Source organism: Arcticibacterium sp. (assembly GCF_055134445.1).
The window spans coordinates 1-17,883 of the sequence record NZ_JBSRVI010000004.1 but is presented as its reverse complement, the minus strand read 5'-3'; the positions used below and the strand labels follow the sequence as shown (position 1 = coordinate 17,883).

Sequence of the window (17,883 nt, the reverse complement as noted above, 5' to 3'; positions counted from 1 at the left end):
TTGTATTAGGGTAAGTTCTTCAATATAGAAGAAATCATTTTTGAAATCTGTGATTTCTTATATCATCTAATAAAGTCGTCTTCAAAAACAACTTTTCCGTCGAGATTTGAAATTTTTATATTATCCACAGCCCCTCTACCCTTTATGAAATATTGAACACCACATAAACTACCTATTTGCCCTATATATGGACTTTCAAAAATGATTTCCTCATCTAAAAATATCTGTAGGATTTGATTCTTTAAAATCACTTTGACATTCCTCCAATACGACAAATCAACACCCATTTTACTCAGTAGTGCCCTTTCCTCTTGTGTTTCAAAGTGTGTATCGGCTATCTCCAAATTAGCATAAATGATGGCATCGGGAGCTAATAGGTTAAATGCTAGCTGATTTCCATTTTCCCCAAAGAGATTAAGACTTACGTCATAAGCCCAAGACCCACCAATTTCTGGAGAATTCTTTACACGAGTTTCAAAAACTAGAGCATCGGCGTTCACATTGAAGTTTTTAAAGACTTGGAAATTACCATAGGTTTCTGGCAAACTAGGTGGAGCTAACTCTAATGGTAACCTCATTATGCCATCCTGAATAAATGGATATTCACTAATAGGCCTATTTAAATTGACGCTTGCCCACCAGTCTCTTGTTTTCACAAAAAAAGGTTTGGTCATTATAGCTTTGCCATCCACTAAAAGCCTAATATATTTCCGACCAGGCGACCGAACTTTAAATTTTAAGTTTCCTTCTCTTTTCTGAATTATCTCAATCTGCCCATTTATATCAAATAAAGCTCTGTTATAATCCAAGTCCTTTAGATCATAATCTAGCTCTACAACATCCTCAAGAAATATCTCGTCACCATTATCAATCACAAAACCTAGCTTAGAATCTTCAATTTGTCCAGCATAACTCCAGTAAAGTAAAATCAGTGTTAGGAGAAAAAAAACAGACACTATCAGGTAAGGTTTACGGATAAGCGTTTGTGCCTTTAAGATATTTTTCTTTTTTTCTACTTTATTTTTAAGACAAAAATCTTTAAAGTCTTTATAACCCAAATAGACCGTAAAAGCATCCTTGTTTTTATCGCTGAAGGTTTTATCATAAGTCATATCCAAAAACCTTCTTATAGAGTCCTTAGATACACTTTTTCTACTGGCCATTTCTAAGCCATACCTCCGTGTAAGGGCTTCATCTATTTCGTCTTTAATTTCGTTATAGAATCCATCCTTATTGCTTATAGAGTGCAACCCCTCGTATGTTTCAGCGAAGGTCACTTGCTTCTCCTTGTCCCAATTCTCTCGAATTTTATCATGGACAGCCTCTCTTAGTTTTTGGGTATAAAGTCTTTCTGGATTCATTGTGGTTTATGGTAAGTGGCTGCAAGTTAATGGTTTTAAGTTATTTGCAAAAGGTTTGCAAAGAGCTAGAATAACCTTTGCTAAAGGTTCATAACTGAAAATAGTGATTTTTATAGAATTATTGAAAGGTAGCAAACCATCCTTTTTCGCTTAGCTTAAAATCCATTTAACCTATCTATGAACTATTTATCTACCAATGTTGAAAAAATCATCGGTAACCTTGAAGAAATAACGCACTTCACGGCCGATGTAAATTATACGCAAATTCATTTCAAAAATGGACAAAAACATATTCTCAGTTATACCTTAAAGCGGTTTGAAGAGATGTTAGAAAACTCCGACAACTTTGTTAGAATACATAGAAGGTATATTGTCAACTTCGATTTTGTGTCTACTAAAAGCAATTCTGAGGTGCTTTTAAGAAGCGGACAAAGACTACCGATAGCGAGAAGAAAGCGGAATCTAAATTTTTTAACTTAATGTAAAACAAATGGAATTCATTGATAAACTTAGAATAGAATTTGAGGCTAAGATTAAAAATGAATGGGAAGAGAAATGGTCGTCTTTTGGCGTTTATGACCCCTTAAAAAACAACCGACGATCTAAGTTTTATACTGCCTTAGCAGCAGAAATAAGCAGGACTACCAATTGCACCGTCAGTAGAGACACCGTAAATAGGTTTGACAAAACAAAGGGAGGCGATTCAGAGGCTTCCCTTAATGCTTTTTCCAGGTATCTTAACTATGATTCATTTCAGCTTTATGCTTCGGAAATTGCAGTAAATAAAACTGAGCGTAAATCATTTTCGAGACGTATAATGATATCTGTTTTTTTAATTGTCACCATAGCTGCTGTACTCTGTTATTACTATTTACAAGTACGCTCTGAAAAAGAAAAAATAATCCAGGTTATAAAAAGTGCCAACAAAAGCCAATTTAAGGCATTTCTGTCACTCCCTATAGTTGATAGTTCTGAGATATCCAGCTACTATTTAAAAACGGGCTCCGCCTATAAATCCATACTCACTCTTTTAAAAGAGAACAAAAACACCCATAGAACCTTAAGTCAGCCTGAAGAAAACCCTTCCTATCAAAAGCTTTTTTCCTTAGAGGTGATTGACCTCGAACGTAATAATGCAGTAGTGAAAACTTCGGAACATTGGTTTTTGAAATGGTATGATTCGGAAAAATCAAAATATACGATCAGCTATGATGTGCAAAACGAACAGATATACGAATTGATAAAAAAAGGCGACACTTGGTTCATAGACAATAATTATTACCAAGGTAAAGCTACCAGTATTGACTTCTAAAAATCCGAGCACATTTCGCTTTTCTTCAACGAATTAGGTATTTTTCTTTGACGCTAAAGCGAGTAATTATCGGCCTTTAAACAGCCAAAACGACGGTTGCGAATTTGCGAAAGAAATGATAGCGAAAAATATATGCTACCGTTTAAACACTTTATAGTTTTGATTTATCACCACATCTTACTTAAAAATAAACCCCTATTATTATGTCTAATTCACAGAACCCAAAAGGAGTTATCCAAAAAGCCATCCTCTTGAAAAATAGTATCGCTTATTTTGAATCTTCTGTTAACTACACACACGTTCATTATACCAATGGCGACAAAGTAACGCTTAGTTATACACTCAAGCGGTTTGAAGAAATTCTGGCTTCCAATGAAGACTTCGTCCGAATCCATAGAAGCTTCTTAGTGAACTGCAAACATATTAAAACCAAAAATTCATTTGAGGTTCTCATGAGTGACGGCCAAAGGCTGCCGGTGGCTAGAAGAAAAAAAGCTCAAATGACTTTTTAGTTTTTGGAATGGTAAAGATTGAAGATACGATTCAGATGCTTCTCTTTAATAATTTACTTCATCTTAATAAGCTCAATAAATTTTAATTAAGATGAGCTAAACTTTAATACCAATAAAAATCAATGTTACAACTCCACTAGGTTTAAAATTGAAAGAGAACCCTAATTACAACGATAATAGAATTAAGAGTAAAAAGAAAGTAGAAGCGGCTATACCCTCAAAGTCTTTGAAGAAAAACTCCGCTTCCTTAAATTTTCGCCTCATTCACCGCAAGTATTTAGTGAATTACAACTACGTTAAGCACCGTTTTGAAGGTTCAGTTCTGATGAAAAGCGGCGTGGAATTACCGGTTAGTTAGGAGGAGGTGGTCGATTCTGGTGGCGGATGGCGGCTGAAAAACTCATTTCTTTTATTAAAAAATTTATAGATTCCATAATTCATGATATGAAAAAACTTATATACTTATTCATCGTTTTCTTTCAAATATTAGAGACAAAATCTCAGATTCCGACTGACATCAATCCTCCTGTAAATGGTGAAGGATGGTCTTATAATGCCTGGGGGATAAATTGTAATGATTGTCAAACTAAATGTGGGCTTTCAAACTATAGCTCCATTTGTGGGACATATTGTACACATTGCTCATCAGGCGGAATAGGTCAATCGGATGATACAAATGCTTGGGATATTAATTTGAATACTCCGTCACATAACTTTGACAATTTGAAACCAGTATATGCAATAGAAAATGGCATAATAGATACAAGAGGAACTTGGGGGGGGAATGGTGCTGGTCAAATTTTGATTAAGCATATGTCAGATGACGGAACAGAATGGTTCAGTTCATATTTACATATGACTAATAAGGACACCTTTGTCGCAGGTGAAAGGATTCAAAAAGGGCAATACCTCGGTCGTATTTCAAATGTAGGTTTGAATGGCGGACCCCAACACTTACATTTTGCTGTTTATACTTTAAATCAAACTGGCAAGCTAATTTCGTTTTATCCTACAATTTTAAATAATAACGGTCTGCAACTAAATTTTGGGAGTATAATAAATGCAGGGAATAAATTCTCCCAAAAAGAGATTTCTATAATCTTTAGAATTCCTAAAAATAATGGCAGCTTATCGAACAGCAATCCAATTGAAGATATTCGAATAGGAGAAGCTGATGACCTAACTTATACTAATCTAACTCATTTAGGGGACGGATACTACATTATGAGGGTAAGCTTGCCATCCGTTAATAGCTGGACAAATGGCGAGTCTTATGATATTTCTTTTAAGGTTAATTTTCAGAACCCAGTCTTTAATTTAAATGCTTTTGGAGATAATCAAGTGAAATTCAGTAATGGAAACTTCAACGATACAGATCGTAAATGGTTTAAAGAATATACAAGACGGGCAGCCCTCTACGGCTTTTTAGGTGGGTTCGGTAATAGTTTTGGAAACGATTTTTCTAATGTTGATTTTGCAACGGCGGCAAGATTAGTAGTAAATGCTGCAATTAAGCTGAGATTAGGTAGTACCAATGATGCTCACATGACAAATGCATTTGCTCAAACATTGGCATCAAACATTCCGATTTCTGAAGACAGCTACAACTATTTTCAAATACTTCAGCATTGGGGCTACAATATCCCTTCTGCAATTACTCCACAAACTACAATTAAGGTAAATCAACTAACTGAGATGTTGATGGTTGGTTTTGGAATTAACAGCTCTACCACCAATACGCTATTAAATGCAATAAATCAAACCCCAAGTACAACCTGCTTTTTCTCTGATAACCTTCTTAAAACTAAGTATGTTAAGAAAACCTATAAAAATTCCGTTGGTAGAGAATATACAGAACCAATACTTTCATGCGGAATGAATAATAACACAAATGTTAGTAGAGCAACTCTAGCGAAGCTTTTAGTAAACGTATATGAATTTAAGTATCAGGTTAACTTTTCAATACTGCCAGTAGCTAACGCACGTATAAATAGCACAAATACTACTATTAACTTTCAGGTTCTTGGACTAAAAAAAGAATTCAGTTCAACACCAACTGGTTCTTTACTTAATTCAAGTTCAAGTTCAGCCGTTTACATGACATCGGGTCAATTCAGGGACTTTTCGTTTCCTGAAGTAACAGTTGATGGTCAGCAAGTAAGTTGTTATTGGAGTGTGGATGGTGGCACAATTACGCCAGTTGGTGGTTCACCCTATTTTCAATCTATTAAATGGACAGCACCTTCCGTAACAAGTTCAACTACTTATCATTTATATAGATATGCCACAACCGCAACGGGCTATGCAGATGAAACAGTGATTGATATTGTTGTTAGCCCTGTTTCGAACCCAACCGTTGTAAATATTTCAGTACCATCATCTATTGATTTTGGAAATACAACTGTAGGAAGCAGTACGGATAGAACTTTGACCATTACCAACCCTTCATCATCTACGGCAAAGCTTACGGGTACGGTAAGTAATGTAAATGGGGTTGGTATGACGATTTTAAGTGGTTCTCAAACTTTAAACATCGCTCCGGGACAAAGTCAGACACTAACTTTGAGGTTTAATCCTTCAAGTGCTGGTAGCTATACTAACAATATATCGGTTTCTGGTAACTTCTCAGGAGGCTCAAAGTCTATTTTATTAACGGGTTCTGCAAGTACTGTTACACCTACTTTGACCTACAGTCGCATACCTGACCAGACTTACTCTTTGTTAGATACTAAATACGGTGAGTTTTCGGAGGCGTATATTACAGTTAGTAACTATTCAGGAGTCACATTTCATGGTAGTTTTGATATGGTAGGATTAGATTACTCTGCTGGAATTCTAAATGGTAGTGGAGGGGTTCTAAGTATCCCATCAGGAACTTCTAAAGATATTTGGGTTAGGTTTACCCCAACAAGTAACGGTACTAAGTTGGGTACATTGTCTATCACGGGTTCTGCTACTAATACGCCTGGGGTATTTCATTTTAGCACGGTTGGCACAAATGCACCTACAAGTGGCTGTGTAACTGCGAATCTTACAACATTGACCAAAGTAGTTAATCTTAGTACATCTGGTTGGCGAGAATTTGGAAGGTTTACATTGACCAATACATCGAGTACCTTGCCAGCAAATATTACAAATTTCAGTCTTCCAACTACTTTTTTTAGAATATTAGGTTACCAAGGAACTCAGTTTAGTTTAAACCCTAATGAAACTAGAGAATTCGTTGTTGATATTAACCCAATAGCAAGTCAGGGATATTATTCGGGTGTTGTTGTTATTGGTACACAAGTAAACGGGTGTAATATAATAAATATAGACTTAAGAGGAACGCCGTCTGTAACAGCGTTAAACAAACCTGAACTAATAGCACCAATTGCAAATTATGAATATCCTTATTTGGGCTTTCCTCATGGTTTCTATTTGGATTTCAGAAAAATGAACGTTGATGGCTTAGCGAAATATAGAATATATTTAATTGATATAACGACAAATGAAATTCTTTTTAATTACTACGATGCAGGTAATTATACAGGTTATCAGCCAACTCAAAAAGCTGTTTTTCAAACAGACGCATTTTGGTTACCAAATATCGTAAGAAGTAAAATAGGACATAAATATGGCTGGCGAATTAGAGCTGAAAGTTTGTCAGATCCAAATATTTATTCCGATTCTGAACTTGGTTTTTTTTCTGCAGAAAATTTGCCGTTATGTGAAACTCCAACAGATTTTACTATTAGTAACATTACAAAAAATAGTGTTGATTTAAATTGGATTGCCAGACCTACCGAAAATGGTTATTCTATCGAAACAAGTACAGATAATGGGGCTACTTTTACAGAATGGACTAATAACTTCACAAGTAATCCGCCTTTAACTGTTCCAAATTTATTAAATTCCCAAATTTATAAAATAAGGGTTGTGGCAAAGTGTAATAAACGAAATGGAAACTATCCTATAAACGAGTACACTACAAGCACACCTTCCATAAGTAAAGAATTTACAACACTTGCAGACTGTTCAGGGGAGACTGCTTCAATTAGTCCAACAAGTCAACAAACTATTTGTCAAGGTGCTTCTACAAGTTTCACTGCATCAGCAGGGAGTGGATATCAGTGGTATAAAAATGATTTACCAATTAACAGAGCGGTTAGTCAAACTTATGCTGCCAATCAGGCAGGAAGCTATAAGGCTAAAGTTACGTATTCAAACGGTTGTGAAGTATTTTCAAGTTCAATGGCTGTTTCTCTAATCACAAAACCAGTTGTTACAATTTCTTCTGCATCTGCGGGGATTTGTTCTGGTGGTTCAACTACTCTTACCGCTACTTCCATTGCTTCAGCAAATTATCAATGGGTAAAAGATGATATAAATGTAAATAACGCAAACAGTAACACACTTACAGCCACATCTTCGGGAGTATATAAGGTTAATTTCACTCAAAATGGATGTAATTTTTCGACTGATTTATACAATCTACCTACTTTGGCTAATCCGTCAATTAGTGTAACCGGGAATAATAATTTGACAGTAGGAAATACGCTGAACCTTTCAGCGAGTGGAGCAAATTCCTATTCTTGGACAGGACCGAACGGATTTACAAGTCAGTCAAGTTCGTTTGCTATTCCAAACATTCAGTTAAATAATGCTGGTAATTACCTTGTTAATGGCGTTGGAGCAAATGGGTGCAGTGCAACAGTTGACTTTAACGTTAATATCTCAGTTCCTTGTAATCTACCTTCGGCAACTATCACAGGCACTCAAACTATAAATACAGGTCAAAATGCCAATTTATCAGTTGCGTTGACTGGAGTCTCACCGTGGAATATAACGGTTAGCGGAGTTACTTACAATAATATACTCTCATCGCCCAAAACAATTACCGTTAACCCAATAAGCAGTACAACATACACTCTATCTAAAGTGGAAAATAATTGCGGGCTTGGTACTTTTGGAGGAAATGCCATTATAACCGTAAACCAAACCTGTCAATTACCCGATTTGATTGTATCAGACATTATAGTCACAAAATACACCTCTGATAAAATCTACTATCAGGTAAAAGTGAAAAACATAGGTAACCAATCAGTGAATCTAGATAGCTTTTCTTTTTCTACCTACGGTTCATCTAATGCCCTAAAAGACAATGCAGATGCCTTTAAACATGCGATGTTTTTAGGCGGTGGAGATTTGGCCAAAAACCAAACTATCACTTACAATGTTTCTGCAAGTATGAACTATGCCAGCAATCAGCATTATTTTCTGGTATTAGCAGACCACTACGGCATGATAGCAGAGTGTGATGAAAACAATAATATGGGCAGCAAAGTAGTAAAGCCTTGCAGCCACAGCGGCAACCAAACACTTACGGGTAATTACAATGGTCTGGTAGCGACCAACGGTAAACTAATATTGGATGATGTTACCGCCAATGCCAACACTTTATTTTTAGGATCATCAGTAGAAACAAAACCAACCAGTAATTTCCAAAATCGCCCAACAATGATCCAAATTGGCAACTGTCTCAATGTAGCTGGCACCTCCGCCATCCAGTCGGAAAGTATTCAATCAAAGTCTGAAAAGGACATTTTGGAATTCCAGGATTCAGGTACTGATTTAGTTGTCAATTATTCACTAAATCAGTACACTAGCCTAAACATCAGTATCTGGGACCTGGAAGCTCAAACCAAACTTTCAAACATATCACAAAACCAATCTATAACCGCAGGAAATCATACCCTAGATTTGTCTAACCAAAACTTAGTTTCTGGTAAAAGTTATATTGTACATTTTGAGACGGAGAATGGGTATTTTGCTAAGGTGGTGGAGTTGTGAAAGGTATTTTTATTATTTGATTTACTTTTATAAGCTTCAATAACTCTGGAACAAACCTCCAGAGTTTTATTTTTCCACAAAAAGGTTGACAAATAATATTTTATTATTATTTTTGTCAACCAAACAAAAGAACAACCTAATGGAAAATGCCTTTGCTAACAGACTACAGTCCGCCAGAAAGATGGCAGGCTTGTCGCTGCAAAGCCTCGCTGATAAGCTGGGCAATGTAGTTACCAAGCAGGCATTGAATAAGTATGAGCAAGGAAAAATGAAGCCCGATAGTACTGGTCTCATTGCTCTTGCGAATGCTTTGAAAGTGCCTGTAGATTATTTTTATGCTAATCCATCAGTTATACAACTTACGCAAATAGACTTTAGAAAATATTCCACCAAAATCAGTAACACCCTAGAAGAAAGCATTAAAGAAAAAGTAAAGTACCAATGTGAAAGGTATTTTGAGCTGGAAGATTTACTGGCTTTGGATGAAAAATCAGATTATTTCTTTTTCAAGAACACTGTAAAGGATGAACAGGATGCAGAAGACGCAGCCAAAGAATTAAGAAAGAAATGGAATTTGGGAGAAGATCCTATCCCCGATGTAGTAGAACTATTAGAAGATAAGGGCTATAAAGTTGTAGAAATTGAGTCTCCTGATGGTTTTGATGGTATGAAAGCAGACGCGGGAGATCGTAAAGTAATTGCTTTACCTAAACTTGAAGACCCCGAAGCGGATTTAGTACGCAGAAGGTTTACTGCTTTGCATGAGCTTGCTCACCATGCATTAACTTTTGCTGAGGACCTTTTAGAAAAGTTCATTGAAAGGCTTTGTCATGTGTTTGCTTCTGCTGTTTTATATCCTGCTGAGAAAGCCATGAAAGAATTGCACCAATCACGTTTTCACTTTTATGTAAATGAGCTGGTATTGCTTAAAGAGCGATGGGGTATTTCATTTCCTGCAATCATGCAGCGAGCGGCCAGACTTGGAATCGTGGATAAAAATTTAATAACCAGATTTTCTATTGCCTATAATAAAAAAGGATTCAGAAAGAATGAACCTGGTCGATTTAGTTCTAAAGAAAAGCCTAATCGTTTAGAGAGATTGGTTTATCTGGCATTAGCTAAAGAGGTGATAAGTCTAAATGAAGCAGCTTATTTTATGGATACTACTGCTTGGAAAATACGTGCAAACATGAATTTAATGGTGTGAAATGAAAGTAGTCATTACAGATGTCAGTGCACTTTTTGATTTATATGAATTAAAAATTCTTCCTGAGTTTTTCGCTCTAGAATTCGAATTTTGTATTACAGATGTCGTGTATGATGAAATTGTCAATAAAGCACAAATTAAAGAGTTTGAAATATTTGAACGGACTCAAAAGTTAAAAGTGATTCATTTTACAGAAGAAGAAGTAATTGAACTACAAAGTTTTGATTGGAAGTATACCAATCGCTCTCTTAAAGACAAGTCCATACTTTGGAAGGCAATGAAAATGCAATCAATGATTTTGACATGCGACAGTACTGTAAAAAGAGAAGCGGAATTTAGAAACTTAGAAGTTCATGGCAGTATTTGGGTAGTTGTAGAACTTGAAAAAAATAAGATCGTGTCAACCAAATCGGCAATTGAGTTGTTGGAGCAGCTCAAAATTGTAGGTGATAGATTGCCCATTGAGAAGATAAATAAGATTATTAAGCGTTTAAAATTGAATATAGACTAAAAACAAAAAAGCCGAAATGTTGGAGCAAATCGGCTTCTTAATAATAAGAACAGGTTAAAATCTTATGGACGAGATGTAAAAAGCGGGCTTGTCACCCTACTTCTTCCTGTTTATTCTTCAAAAGTAATACTAAAAAGTATTATTGCAATAGCTCCTTGGGCTATTTTCAGACGCCTCAGTTTCAAAAGGTCTGAAAACTTAATCAATTAAAACATATGGCGGTAAATAAACCGGTAGGCGATGGAGCACGCAAAGGTGCTGTTCGCCAACGTAGCCAGGTTTTAAATCCTAAAACTGAACTATGGGTAAAACGAGATACTCAAACAGGCAGATTTTTGGACGTAAACCAAAATGGCAAACCTCATAAAGGGGTAAGAAAAGAGAAATAAGCTTTGCTCAAAAGATGGCTATTATTTGTAAAATTTAATATTAAAAACATGAACAGTAATATAGAAAAAGATTCAAAGAGGGAATCAAAAGAAAAAGAATACGATATAATAGTAAATGGTAGACCAAAAGAATGGAAAAAGAAAGAAATTTCATTTGCAGAAGTTGTTGAGTTGGCGTTTGGCACTTACCAAGAAAATGGTCAAACGGTTTTTACTATGACTTATAAACGAGGTCAGGGTAATAAGCCAGAAGGTGAAATGGTGGCAGGTGATAGTGTAAAAGTAAAGGATAAAATGATTTTCAATGTTACTTCAACAGATAAGTCATAATCCCGATATCAAACGTCTTTTTGACGAAGGTTATCAACTGGAATTACGTGGTGGATATTTGCTTATCCACCACATTCCTTATGTGAATGCTAGCTCAGAAGTGCTCTATGGCACTTTGGTGAATCAATTGCCTTTGAATGGAAGCAACGTATTGCCTCCGCAAACTCATGTTATTTATTTTACAGGAGAACACCCTTGTAATAAGAATGGGAGTATTATAAGTGGTATTCAACACAACTCAGATGCTCAGAATTTTGGAAATGACATAATTGTTCAACATTCCTTTTCTAATAAACCTAAAAATCTGAATTGTTATCTTAATCATTATGATAAAATTAAGAGATATGCAGAGATTATTTCAGCACCCGCTAAATCGTTGAATAACGAAGTAACTGAAAAGCCATTTTTACCAATGATTGATTATGAAACAGATTCAGTTTTTAACTATGTTGATACCAATTCGAGCCGAGCTAATATTGACAAAATAAATGACAAGCTTAACTTATTGAAAATTGGAATTATTGGACTTGGAGGTACCGGAAGTTATATTTTAGATATGGTTGCCAAAACGAAAGTAAAAGAATTACACCTTTTTGATGCGGATAAGTTTAATACCCATAATGCTTACAGAAGCCCAAGTGCCGCTTCCTTAGAAGACTTAGAAAAAGGATTGTTTAAAGTGGATTATTTCTTAAAAATCTACGAGCAAATTCGAAAGAATATCTTTGGATATAAAGAATACATTCATGAAGAGAATTTGCATTTATTAAAAGAATTAGACTTTGTCTTTATTTCTATTGATAACAATAATAGTAGAAAATTAATTATTGAATATCTAATTCAAAAATGTATTCCATTTATAGATGTAGGAATGGGTTTGGAGGCTTATAATGAGCAAATTTTGGGCAGCCTACGAGTTACATCAGTAACCAAGGAGAAATTTAATCACATTGAAAAAAGGGTCCCTATGCAGACAAAGGAAGATAATGCATATACTACAAACATTCAGATTTGTGAGTTAAATGCTTTAAATGCGGCATTGGCGGTAATCAAGTGGAAAAAGCTTTACGGCTTTTACCAGGATCTTGAAAACGAACACCATTCAGTCTATTCGTTAAACGTTAATCAATTAATAAGTGAAGAAATTAAAACCTGAATTTGTGGAATTTATTCCTGACGGATTAGAAAAAGGAGTTATTTACATTACTATGAAATACGCAACCGCAGTACATTTATGTATCTGCGGATGCAAAAATCAAGTGGTTACTCCTCTTTCTAAAAACGATTGGAAACTTATTTTTGACGGTGAAACAATTACTTTAACTCCTTCAATCGGGAATTGGAATTTTGAGTGCCAATCGCACTATTGGATTCGTAGGAATAAAGTAATTCGAGCAAGGAAGTTATTTTATAGGAAATAACTAAAATTAAATGAATATGGTCTTAAACTTCCGGTGGCCTATCAAATTGAATAATTTCAATTCTTAGAAATGATTTTCAAAAAGAACCGCTCAAAATGAAAACTATCAGAAGTTTCATACTAATCCCTGGCTTTGTAAAGCTTCTTGCTTTTTCACTTGCTAAGCGGTATTTGAAAACTAGCCATTTTTATTATACGGTAGTTTAAATCAGGAGCTTAGCCATTAACTTGCTTTCTGATTTAAACCTCAACTTTATGGCTAAATTTTACACATTTATACTTTTTTTCTTTCTTCTAAAAGTCTCATTTTCTCAAGATTTAGATTTATACAGGCTCTCCAGTGGAGCCGCCGCATATTCCGTAGGTTTTAACCCTGCCCAAATGGCAGATTCCAGACATAAATGGATGGTAAACCTTGGTAGCTTTGGTGTTAACACCATGAATACTCCGCTTTACAACAGCTATATTCCTTCCAGCAAAACAGAACTTAGACTTTCTAAAGAAACCTTCCATACGCAGAAGATTAATTTCCAGGGTCCTTCTGTGATGGTTCAGCTGCCCCGCAATAATGCTTTCGCTATTAGTACCCACTATAGAAGCGGGCAAATCCTCAACGGAGATTTTGGCGAGCTTTTTAATGGTCTTGAATCCAGCAGCAACAATGAAGACTTAAGTGGCACATATAACGCTATTGGACTAAAGGAGATTGCCTTTAGTTATGCTCATCCTTATTCCTTCAAAGAGCACTTTATTAAAGGGGGACTAACGCTAAAGCTGGTTTCTGCATATCAATCCATTAATTTATTATCACAAAATTTAATGGGTTCTGCTGACGCCAGAAATTCAACCTTCAGCGGAGATGTCTATGGCCGCGTAGGCTCAAATATTAACGCTCCCTTTAAAATAGGAGAGCTCCTAAAAAGTAAAAATCATGGAACTGGCTTCGACGTAGGGTTTATATATGAATACCGTCCAAAATTCCTTGACTATCAATATAGAATGAACGGCAAGGAAGAGTACGAGCCTGGTACTTCAAAATACTTGGCGAGGTTTGGTATAAGCTTTATTGACATAGGAAAATTCGATGTGCCTAAATCGTCAATTTCTAGAAGTTTTAATAATGAGAGTTTTGTTAATTCTAGCCTATCTGATGACCTCATTAGTGATTTACAGTATTTAGACTTAAAACGGAGGCTCCAGACGAAGCCGGAGAATTTATATACTTACCGAGAAGAATGGTGCTAATCGCGGAAGTTAAATTAGGTCAAAAGGGCTGGAATTTTGGTGCCGTTTACAAAACGACAAGCCAAAAAGCTAATCATGGCTTAAGCCCAAGTAGTTTATTGGCTTTATATCCCAGATTTGAGCAAGATGGCGTAGAATTTTCAGTTCCTTTTGTCTTTCATCAAACCACTAAAAAAATGGGCATAGGTTTACACTTTAGAATTGCCTCTATATTTTTTGGTACAGAGTCTATCAACGCCTTATTCCAATCAAACGCCCCTGCTCCTACTGTTTATGCAGGCTTTAACTTGGCAGGATTAGCCAAGAAAATCAAGGATTCTGATGGCGACTCCGTTTCAGACGCTAAAGATGTTTGTCCGAATGTTCCTGGTTTATGGGCTTTTAAAGGTTGCCCAGATACAGATGGAGACGGCATAAAAAATAGTGAAGACGATTGCCCAGAACATGCCGGCCCTAAAGAAACCAATGGTTGTCCAGACACAGATGGAGATGGTATTTTTGACAAATCTGATGCTTGTCCAGAAGTAGCAGGAATCGCAAGATTTAATGGCTGCCCAGATACCGATGGTGATGGATTACCAGATGATGAAGACGACTGTCCACTGAAAGCAGGAGATGAAGAGTTTGGTGGCTGCCCAGATTCTGACGGTGACGGACTTATAGACTCTCAAGACGAATGCCCTGAGTTACCTGGCGACAAACTCTTTAGAGGCTGCCCTGACTCCGACGGAGATGGTATTCCTGATAAAGACGATAACTGTCCAGAAGTAAAAGGGAGCTTAGAAAACAATGGCTGTCCAGATGCCGATGGTGACGGTGTCATTGATCAAAATGACGAATGCCCTGAGGTAATGGGTCTGGCAAGTTTGAACGGTTGTCCTGACTCTGATAAAGATGGTATAAAAGACAGTGAAGATAACTGTCCTGATGAAGCTGGCTCAGCCACTACGGATGGTTGCCCAGATACGGATGGAGATGGTATCATCAACAAAGAAGACTCCTGCCCTAACACGACAGGTTATAAAAACCTTAAAGGGTGTGTACTGAGCACCTTTTTCACACCTTTTGCTGCTTTAAGTGAAGAGCAAAATAAATCGCTGTCGGACATCAGCAATCAAATCACACTACTAAATATTAGCGAGCAAACGATGGTAGATTTAAAGGCAATAAATGAAACTTTAGAATTTCCAATGACCTTCAAAATTAAAGGAAACATGGCCAACACAGTGGAAAGCCTTCTGGGTTCTCCATTAAGAGACTCTGGTTTTGACCTAAAGGTAGAACAAAACCAAAGCGAGAAAAATGAATTTAGTTTTGAGCTTAATCTATAGAAATATGCGATATCTACTACTTCTATGTTTACTATTTCCTTGCATAAGCTGGGCACAGGAAAGAAAAAGATTGCCCAGCCCCATAAATACACCCAAAAGTATTGAGTACGCTCCTTCTATTACGGCAGATTGCAAAACTATGGTGTACCAGTCTGACCAGTACGGCATTTATGTGAATGCCGCCAAAGGTGTACCCAATATTAATGCCGATGGCAAAACTGCTGAGATACTGGATGAATATGAGACCAAGTTTTTTGGCATATATGAAGTCAAGCTCCATCCCACAGGAGAATGGATGACGCCGCAGAATATAGCACCCATTAACCTTTATGCCAATGAAAACCTAACACCGATAATGGGTGGACCAAGTATCAGTTATGACGGCAATACCCTTTTCTTTTTTGCCAACTTTGGTAAAAATGGATACGGAAGGGAAGATATCTACATGTCGGAACGAAAAAAAGACAGTTGGACGAAACCACAGAACATTGGTTCAAATGTCAACTCCGACAACTATGAGGGCTTCCCATCCGTTTCTCCAGATGGAAAAAGATTATATTTTACCAGAGAAATATTAGGGAAAGTAGTAGAAGGAAAGCAATGCTACCGAATCATGGTTTCCGAAAAAGCTAGGAACGGAAAATGGCGTTCTCCATATGAATTACCTGAACCTATTAATGGTACTTGCGAGAAAGCTCCAAGAATCTTGGCGGACGGTAAAACTTTGGTTTTTTCATCCATAAGAAAAGATGGAAGAGGTGATTTTGATTTATATAAATCCATCTTACAGGAAAATGGAAGCTGGTCAGCACCCATAAACTTGGAATTTGTTAACACTAAAAAGTCTGACCTCTTTGTATCTGTAAGTCCTTGTGGTGATTTAATGTATTATGTAAGCAATGGCGACATTTATACCACAGAAATTCCTGAATCTTTAAGACCTGCTCGAAGTGCCACTATACAAGGCTTTGTACTGGATTCCATCTCTAAACAACCCATAGAAGCCAAGGTGGTGGTGAAAGAAAAAGAAAGTACACAGATTATTGCCGTACTTGATAATAACCCTTCAGACGGTAGATTTACAGCCATTGTCCCTTTTGGAAAAAGTTATGAACTTTCTGTTAACCTTCCAGCGTTTTTCACGAGTTCTTATGAAATCAAAAATGAGCTTTTAGTTGACTGTGAGCCGATTCCGCTGAACTTTAATTTATCCAAAATACCCACTAGTACGGAAGAGAAAATAGCCTTGGTGAGCAATAACCCTAACAGTTATAATAACCCTACAAACATCTCAAAACCTAGTTCAGACACAGCACTTACTAATCAAGACTTAAGTCTATCCGAAAATATAACGGCTACTGAGAAAAAAGAGTCATTTAAAGTGAAGGAGTCGCCCAAAGCCATAACTCCTGCTTTGGAGGTGAATAAACCATTAATCTCATCTGTTAAAAAGGCAAATGCACCAATAGAAGAATTAGAACTCATAGCCGATTCACAAGAAACCGAGTCTGAAAAAATATCTGCCCAGGGAGAAAAAAGAGAGGGAGCCAAATTTGTTACCACTTATGCTTTGATTCTGAGAATTATCGACAAAGAAACGGGGCAATTCATTAGCAATCCAGACTTTAAATTAACTCCAAAAAGCAATGAGAACATTTCTCAGACGCCAATATTAAATGGCAATGAACATATTTTAAAAGTGAATGAAGGTGATGAATTTAACCTTCAAATAAATGCCAAAGATTATTTGCAATTTGAAGCCAAAATCCCCCCTATGAACTCTGACAAAAGAGTTACTGTGAAATTGGCACCAAAACTACCAAGTGCTTTAAATATTAGCCTGCTAGATGCAGCAAACAATAAACCGCTTTCAGGAGAAATACTATTAGTATCTCATACGAAGCGTGACACAGTAAAAACTGCCATTAAAGATGGTCAACTTCAAATAGCACTTATTAAAAATGACCAAATTACGGTTATTGGTAAAGCTCAAAACTATTTTCCTCTTTCAAAAAGTGTAGATATTGAATTACCAGAAAATGGTAATAAGATCATCGATCTTGAGCTTAAACTCACCTTGGACGAATACACCCTTGAACTTTTAGCCACGGATTTAGAAACTGGAAGTGTCATACCAAATGCCGTTTTCTATGTTTTTGACGAAAACAATAATCGTGTTCTTCAACTCATTTCTGATGCCCAAGGAAAGGCTATAGGAAAATTGAATAAGAATGGTAAATACCGTATTCAATTGCTGGCAGATGGCTTTCAGAACTCAGAGCAAACTTTAAATAGCCTACTCCAAAACACACAAGTATTATTTAAGTCAATTCCCGCTAAGATTAAGAAACATGAAATAAAAGTTACTACCATTGATCGGTTTACACAAGAAGAAATTTACCCTCAAGTATCTAGTAATAACACGTCGAAAGG

At 36.3% G+C, this 17,883-nt stretch carries 15 protein-coding genes; 14 read left to right on the top strand and 1 reads right to left on the bottom strand.

The features are described from left to right. Positions 1–62: 62 nt before the first annotated feature. On the bottom strand, positions 63–1,361 hold the full coding sequence (locus ACTBZY_RS00285) for a hypothetical protein (protein ID WP_463044314.1): 1,299 nt from the start codon (positions 1,359–1,361) through the stop codon (positions 63–65). 177 nt (positions 1,362–1,538) lie between these two features. Here ACTBZY_RS00285 and ACTBZY_RS00280 point away from each other — a divergent pair, with 177 nt between their 5' ends. The 14 genes from ACTBZY_RS00280 to ACTBZY_RS00215 form a co-directional block, all read left to right on the top strand. Then, on the top strand, positions 1,539–1,841 hold the full coding sequence (locus ACTBZY_RS00280) for a LytR/AlgR family response regulator transcription factor (RefSeq protein WP_463044313.1): 303 nt from the start codon (positions 1,539–1,541) through the stop codon (positions 1,839–1,841). Positions 1,842–1,851: 10 nt separating this feature from the next. Continuing rightward, positions 1,852–2,673 (top strand): hypothetical protein, encoded by an 822-nt coding sequence (locus ACTBZY_RS00275; RefSeq protein ID WP_463044312.1) that lies wholly within the window; start codon positions 1,852–1,854, stop codon positions 2,671–2,673. 203 nt (positions 2,674–2,876) lie between these two features. Next, positions 2,877–3,185 (top strand): LytR/AlgR family response regulator transcription factor, encoded by a 309-nt coding sequence (locus tag ACTBZY_RS00270; RefSeq protein WP_463044311.1) that lies wholly within the window; start codon positions 2,877–2,879, stop codon positions 3,183–3,185. A gap of 148 nt (positions 3,186–3,333) precedes the next feature. Next, positions 3,334–3,543 carry a hypothetical protein gene (locus ACTBZY_RS00265; RefSeq protein WP_463044310.1) on the top strand — a complete coding sequence of 70 codons (210 nt, stop codon included), beginning with the start codon at positions 3,334–3,336 and terminating at the stop codon, positions 3,541–3,543. 86 nt (positions 3,544–3,629) lie between these two features. Further along, positions 3,630–9,017 carry a choice-of-anchor D domain-containing protein gene (locus ACTBZY_RS00260; RefSeq protein ID WP_463044309.1) on the top strand — a complete coding sequence of 1,796 codons (5,388 nt, stop codon included), beginning with the start codon at positions 3,630–3,632 and terminating at the stop codon, positions 9,015–9,017. Positions 9,018–9,156: 139 nt separating this feature from the next. Continuing rightward, a complete protein-coding gene (locus ACTBZY_RS00255) occupies positions 9,157–10,224 on the top strand; it encodes a helix-turn-helix domain-containing protein (RefSeq protein WP_463044308.1) in 1,068 nt (355 codons plus the stop codon). 1 nt (position 10,225) lies between these two features. Then, on the top strand, positions 10,226–10,735 hold the full coding sequence (locus ACTBZY_RS00250; RefSeq protein WP_463044307.1) for a hypothetical protein: 510 nt from the start codon (positions 10,226–10,228) through the stop codon (positions 10,733–10,735). A 215-nt stretch (positions 10,736–10,950) separates the two neighbouring features. Further along, on the top strand, positions 10,951–11,124 hold the full coding sequence (locus ACTBZY_RS00245; RefSeq protein ID WP_463044306.1) for a hypothetical protein: 174 nt from the start codon (positions 10,951–10,953) through the stop codon (positions 11,122–11,124). 48 nt (positions 11,125–11,172) lie between these two features. After that, positions 11,173–11,454: a multiubiquitin domain-containing protein gene (locus ACTBZY_RS00240; protein ID WP_463044305.1), complete on the top strand. Its 282-nt coding sequence runs from the start codon at positions 11,173–11,175 to the stop codon at positions 11,452–11,454. Further along, the gene (locus ACTBZY_RS00235) at positions 11,429–12,610 is read left to right on the top strand and encodes a ThiF family adenylyltransferase (protein WP_463044304.1); all 1,182 of its coding nucleotides are present in this window, start codon (positions 11,429–11,431) and stop codon (positions 12,608–12,610) included. Before ACTBZY_RS00240 ends, ACTBZY_RS00235 begins: the two co-directional genes overlap by 26 nt. Further along, positions 12,591–12,875 (top strand): ubiquitination-like system serine protease family protein, encoded by a 285-nt coding sequence (locus ACTBZY_RS00230; protein WP_463044303.1) that lies wholly within the window; start codon positions 12,591–12,593, stop codon positions 12,873–12,875. Before ACTBZY_RS00235 ends, ACTBZY_RS00230 begins: the two co-directional genes overlap by 20 nt. Before the next feature lie 254 nt (positions 12,876–13,129). After that, complete coding sequence (locus ACTBZY_RS00225; RefSeq protein WP_463044302.1) at positions 13,130–14,119, top strand: DUF5723 family protein; 990 nt, start codon at positions 13,130–13,132, stop codon at positions 14,117–14,119. Continuing rightward, complete coding sequence (locus ACTBZY_RS00220) at positions 14,110–15,450, top strand: thrombospondin type 3 repeat-containing protein (protein ID WP_463044301.1); 1,341 nt, start codon at positions 14,110–14,112, stop codon at positions 15,448–15,450. Before ACTBZY_RS00225 ends, ACTBZY_RS00220 begins: the two co-directional genes overlap by 10 nt. A 4-nt stretch (positions 15,451–15,454) precedes the next feature. Beyond that, a partial coding sequence (locus tag ACTBZY_RS00215) for a hypothetical protein (protein WP_463044300.1) occupies positions 15,455–17,883 on the top strand: 2,429 nt, incomplete at its 3' end.

What these genes read in the sequence shown, in the direction of transcription:
- ACTBZY_RS00255 (WP_463044308.1), top strand. Translation starts at nt 9,157, where the DNA reads ATGGAAAATGCCTTTGCTAACAGACTACAGTCCGCCAGAAAGATGGCA.
- ACTBZY_RS00270 (WP_463044311.1), top strand. Translation starts at nt 2,877, where the DNA reads ATGTCTAATTCACAGAACCCAAAAGGAGTTATCCAAAAAGCCATCCTC.
- ACTBZY_RS00225 (WP_463044302.1), top strand. Translation starts at nt 13,130, where the DNA reads ATGGCTAAATTTTACACATTTATACTTTTTTTCTTTCTTCTAAAAGTC.
- ACTBZY_RS00235 (WP_463044304.1), top strand. Translation starts at nt 11,429, where the DNA reads ATGTTACTTCAACAGATAAGTCATAATCCCGATATCAAACGTCTTTTT.
- ACTBZY_RS00275 (WP_463044312.1), top strand. Translation starts at nt 1,852, where the DNA reads ATGGAATTCATTGATAAACTTAGAATAGAATTTGAGGCTAAGATTAAA.
- ACTBZY_RS00240 (WP_463044305.1), top strand. Translation starts at nt 11,173, where the DNA reads ATGAACAGTAATATAGAAAAAGATTCAAAGAGGGAATCAAAAGAAAAA.
- ACTBZY_RS00250 (WP_463044307.1), top strand. Translation starts at nt 10,226, where the DNA reads ATGAAAGTAGTCATTACAGATGTCAGTGCACTTTTTGATTTATATGAA.
- ACTBZY_RS00245 (WP_463044306.1), top strand. Translation starts at nt 10,951, where the DNA reads ATGGCGGTAAATAAACCGGTAGGCGATGGAGCACGCAAAGGTGCTGTT.
- ACTBZY_RS00220 (WP_463044301.1), top strand. Translation starts at nt 14,110, where the DNA reads ATGGTGCTAATCGCGGAAGTTAAATTAGGTCAAAAGGGCTGGAATTTT.
- ACTBZY_RS00285 (WP_463044314.1), bottom strand. Translation starts at nt 1,361, where the DNA reads ATGAATCCAGAAAGACTTTATACCCAAAAACTAAGAGAGGCTGTCCAT.
- ACTBZY_RS00280 (WP_463044313.1), top strand. Translation starts at nt 1,539, where the DNA reads ATGAACTATTTATCTACCAATGTTGAAAAAATCATCGGTAACCTTGAA.
- ACTBZY_RS00260 (WP_463044309.1), top strand. Translation starts at nt 3,630, where the DNA reads ATGAAAAAACTTATATACTTATTCATCGTTTTCTTTCAAATATTAGAG.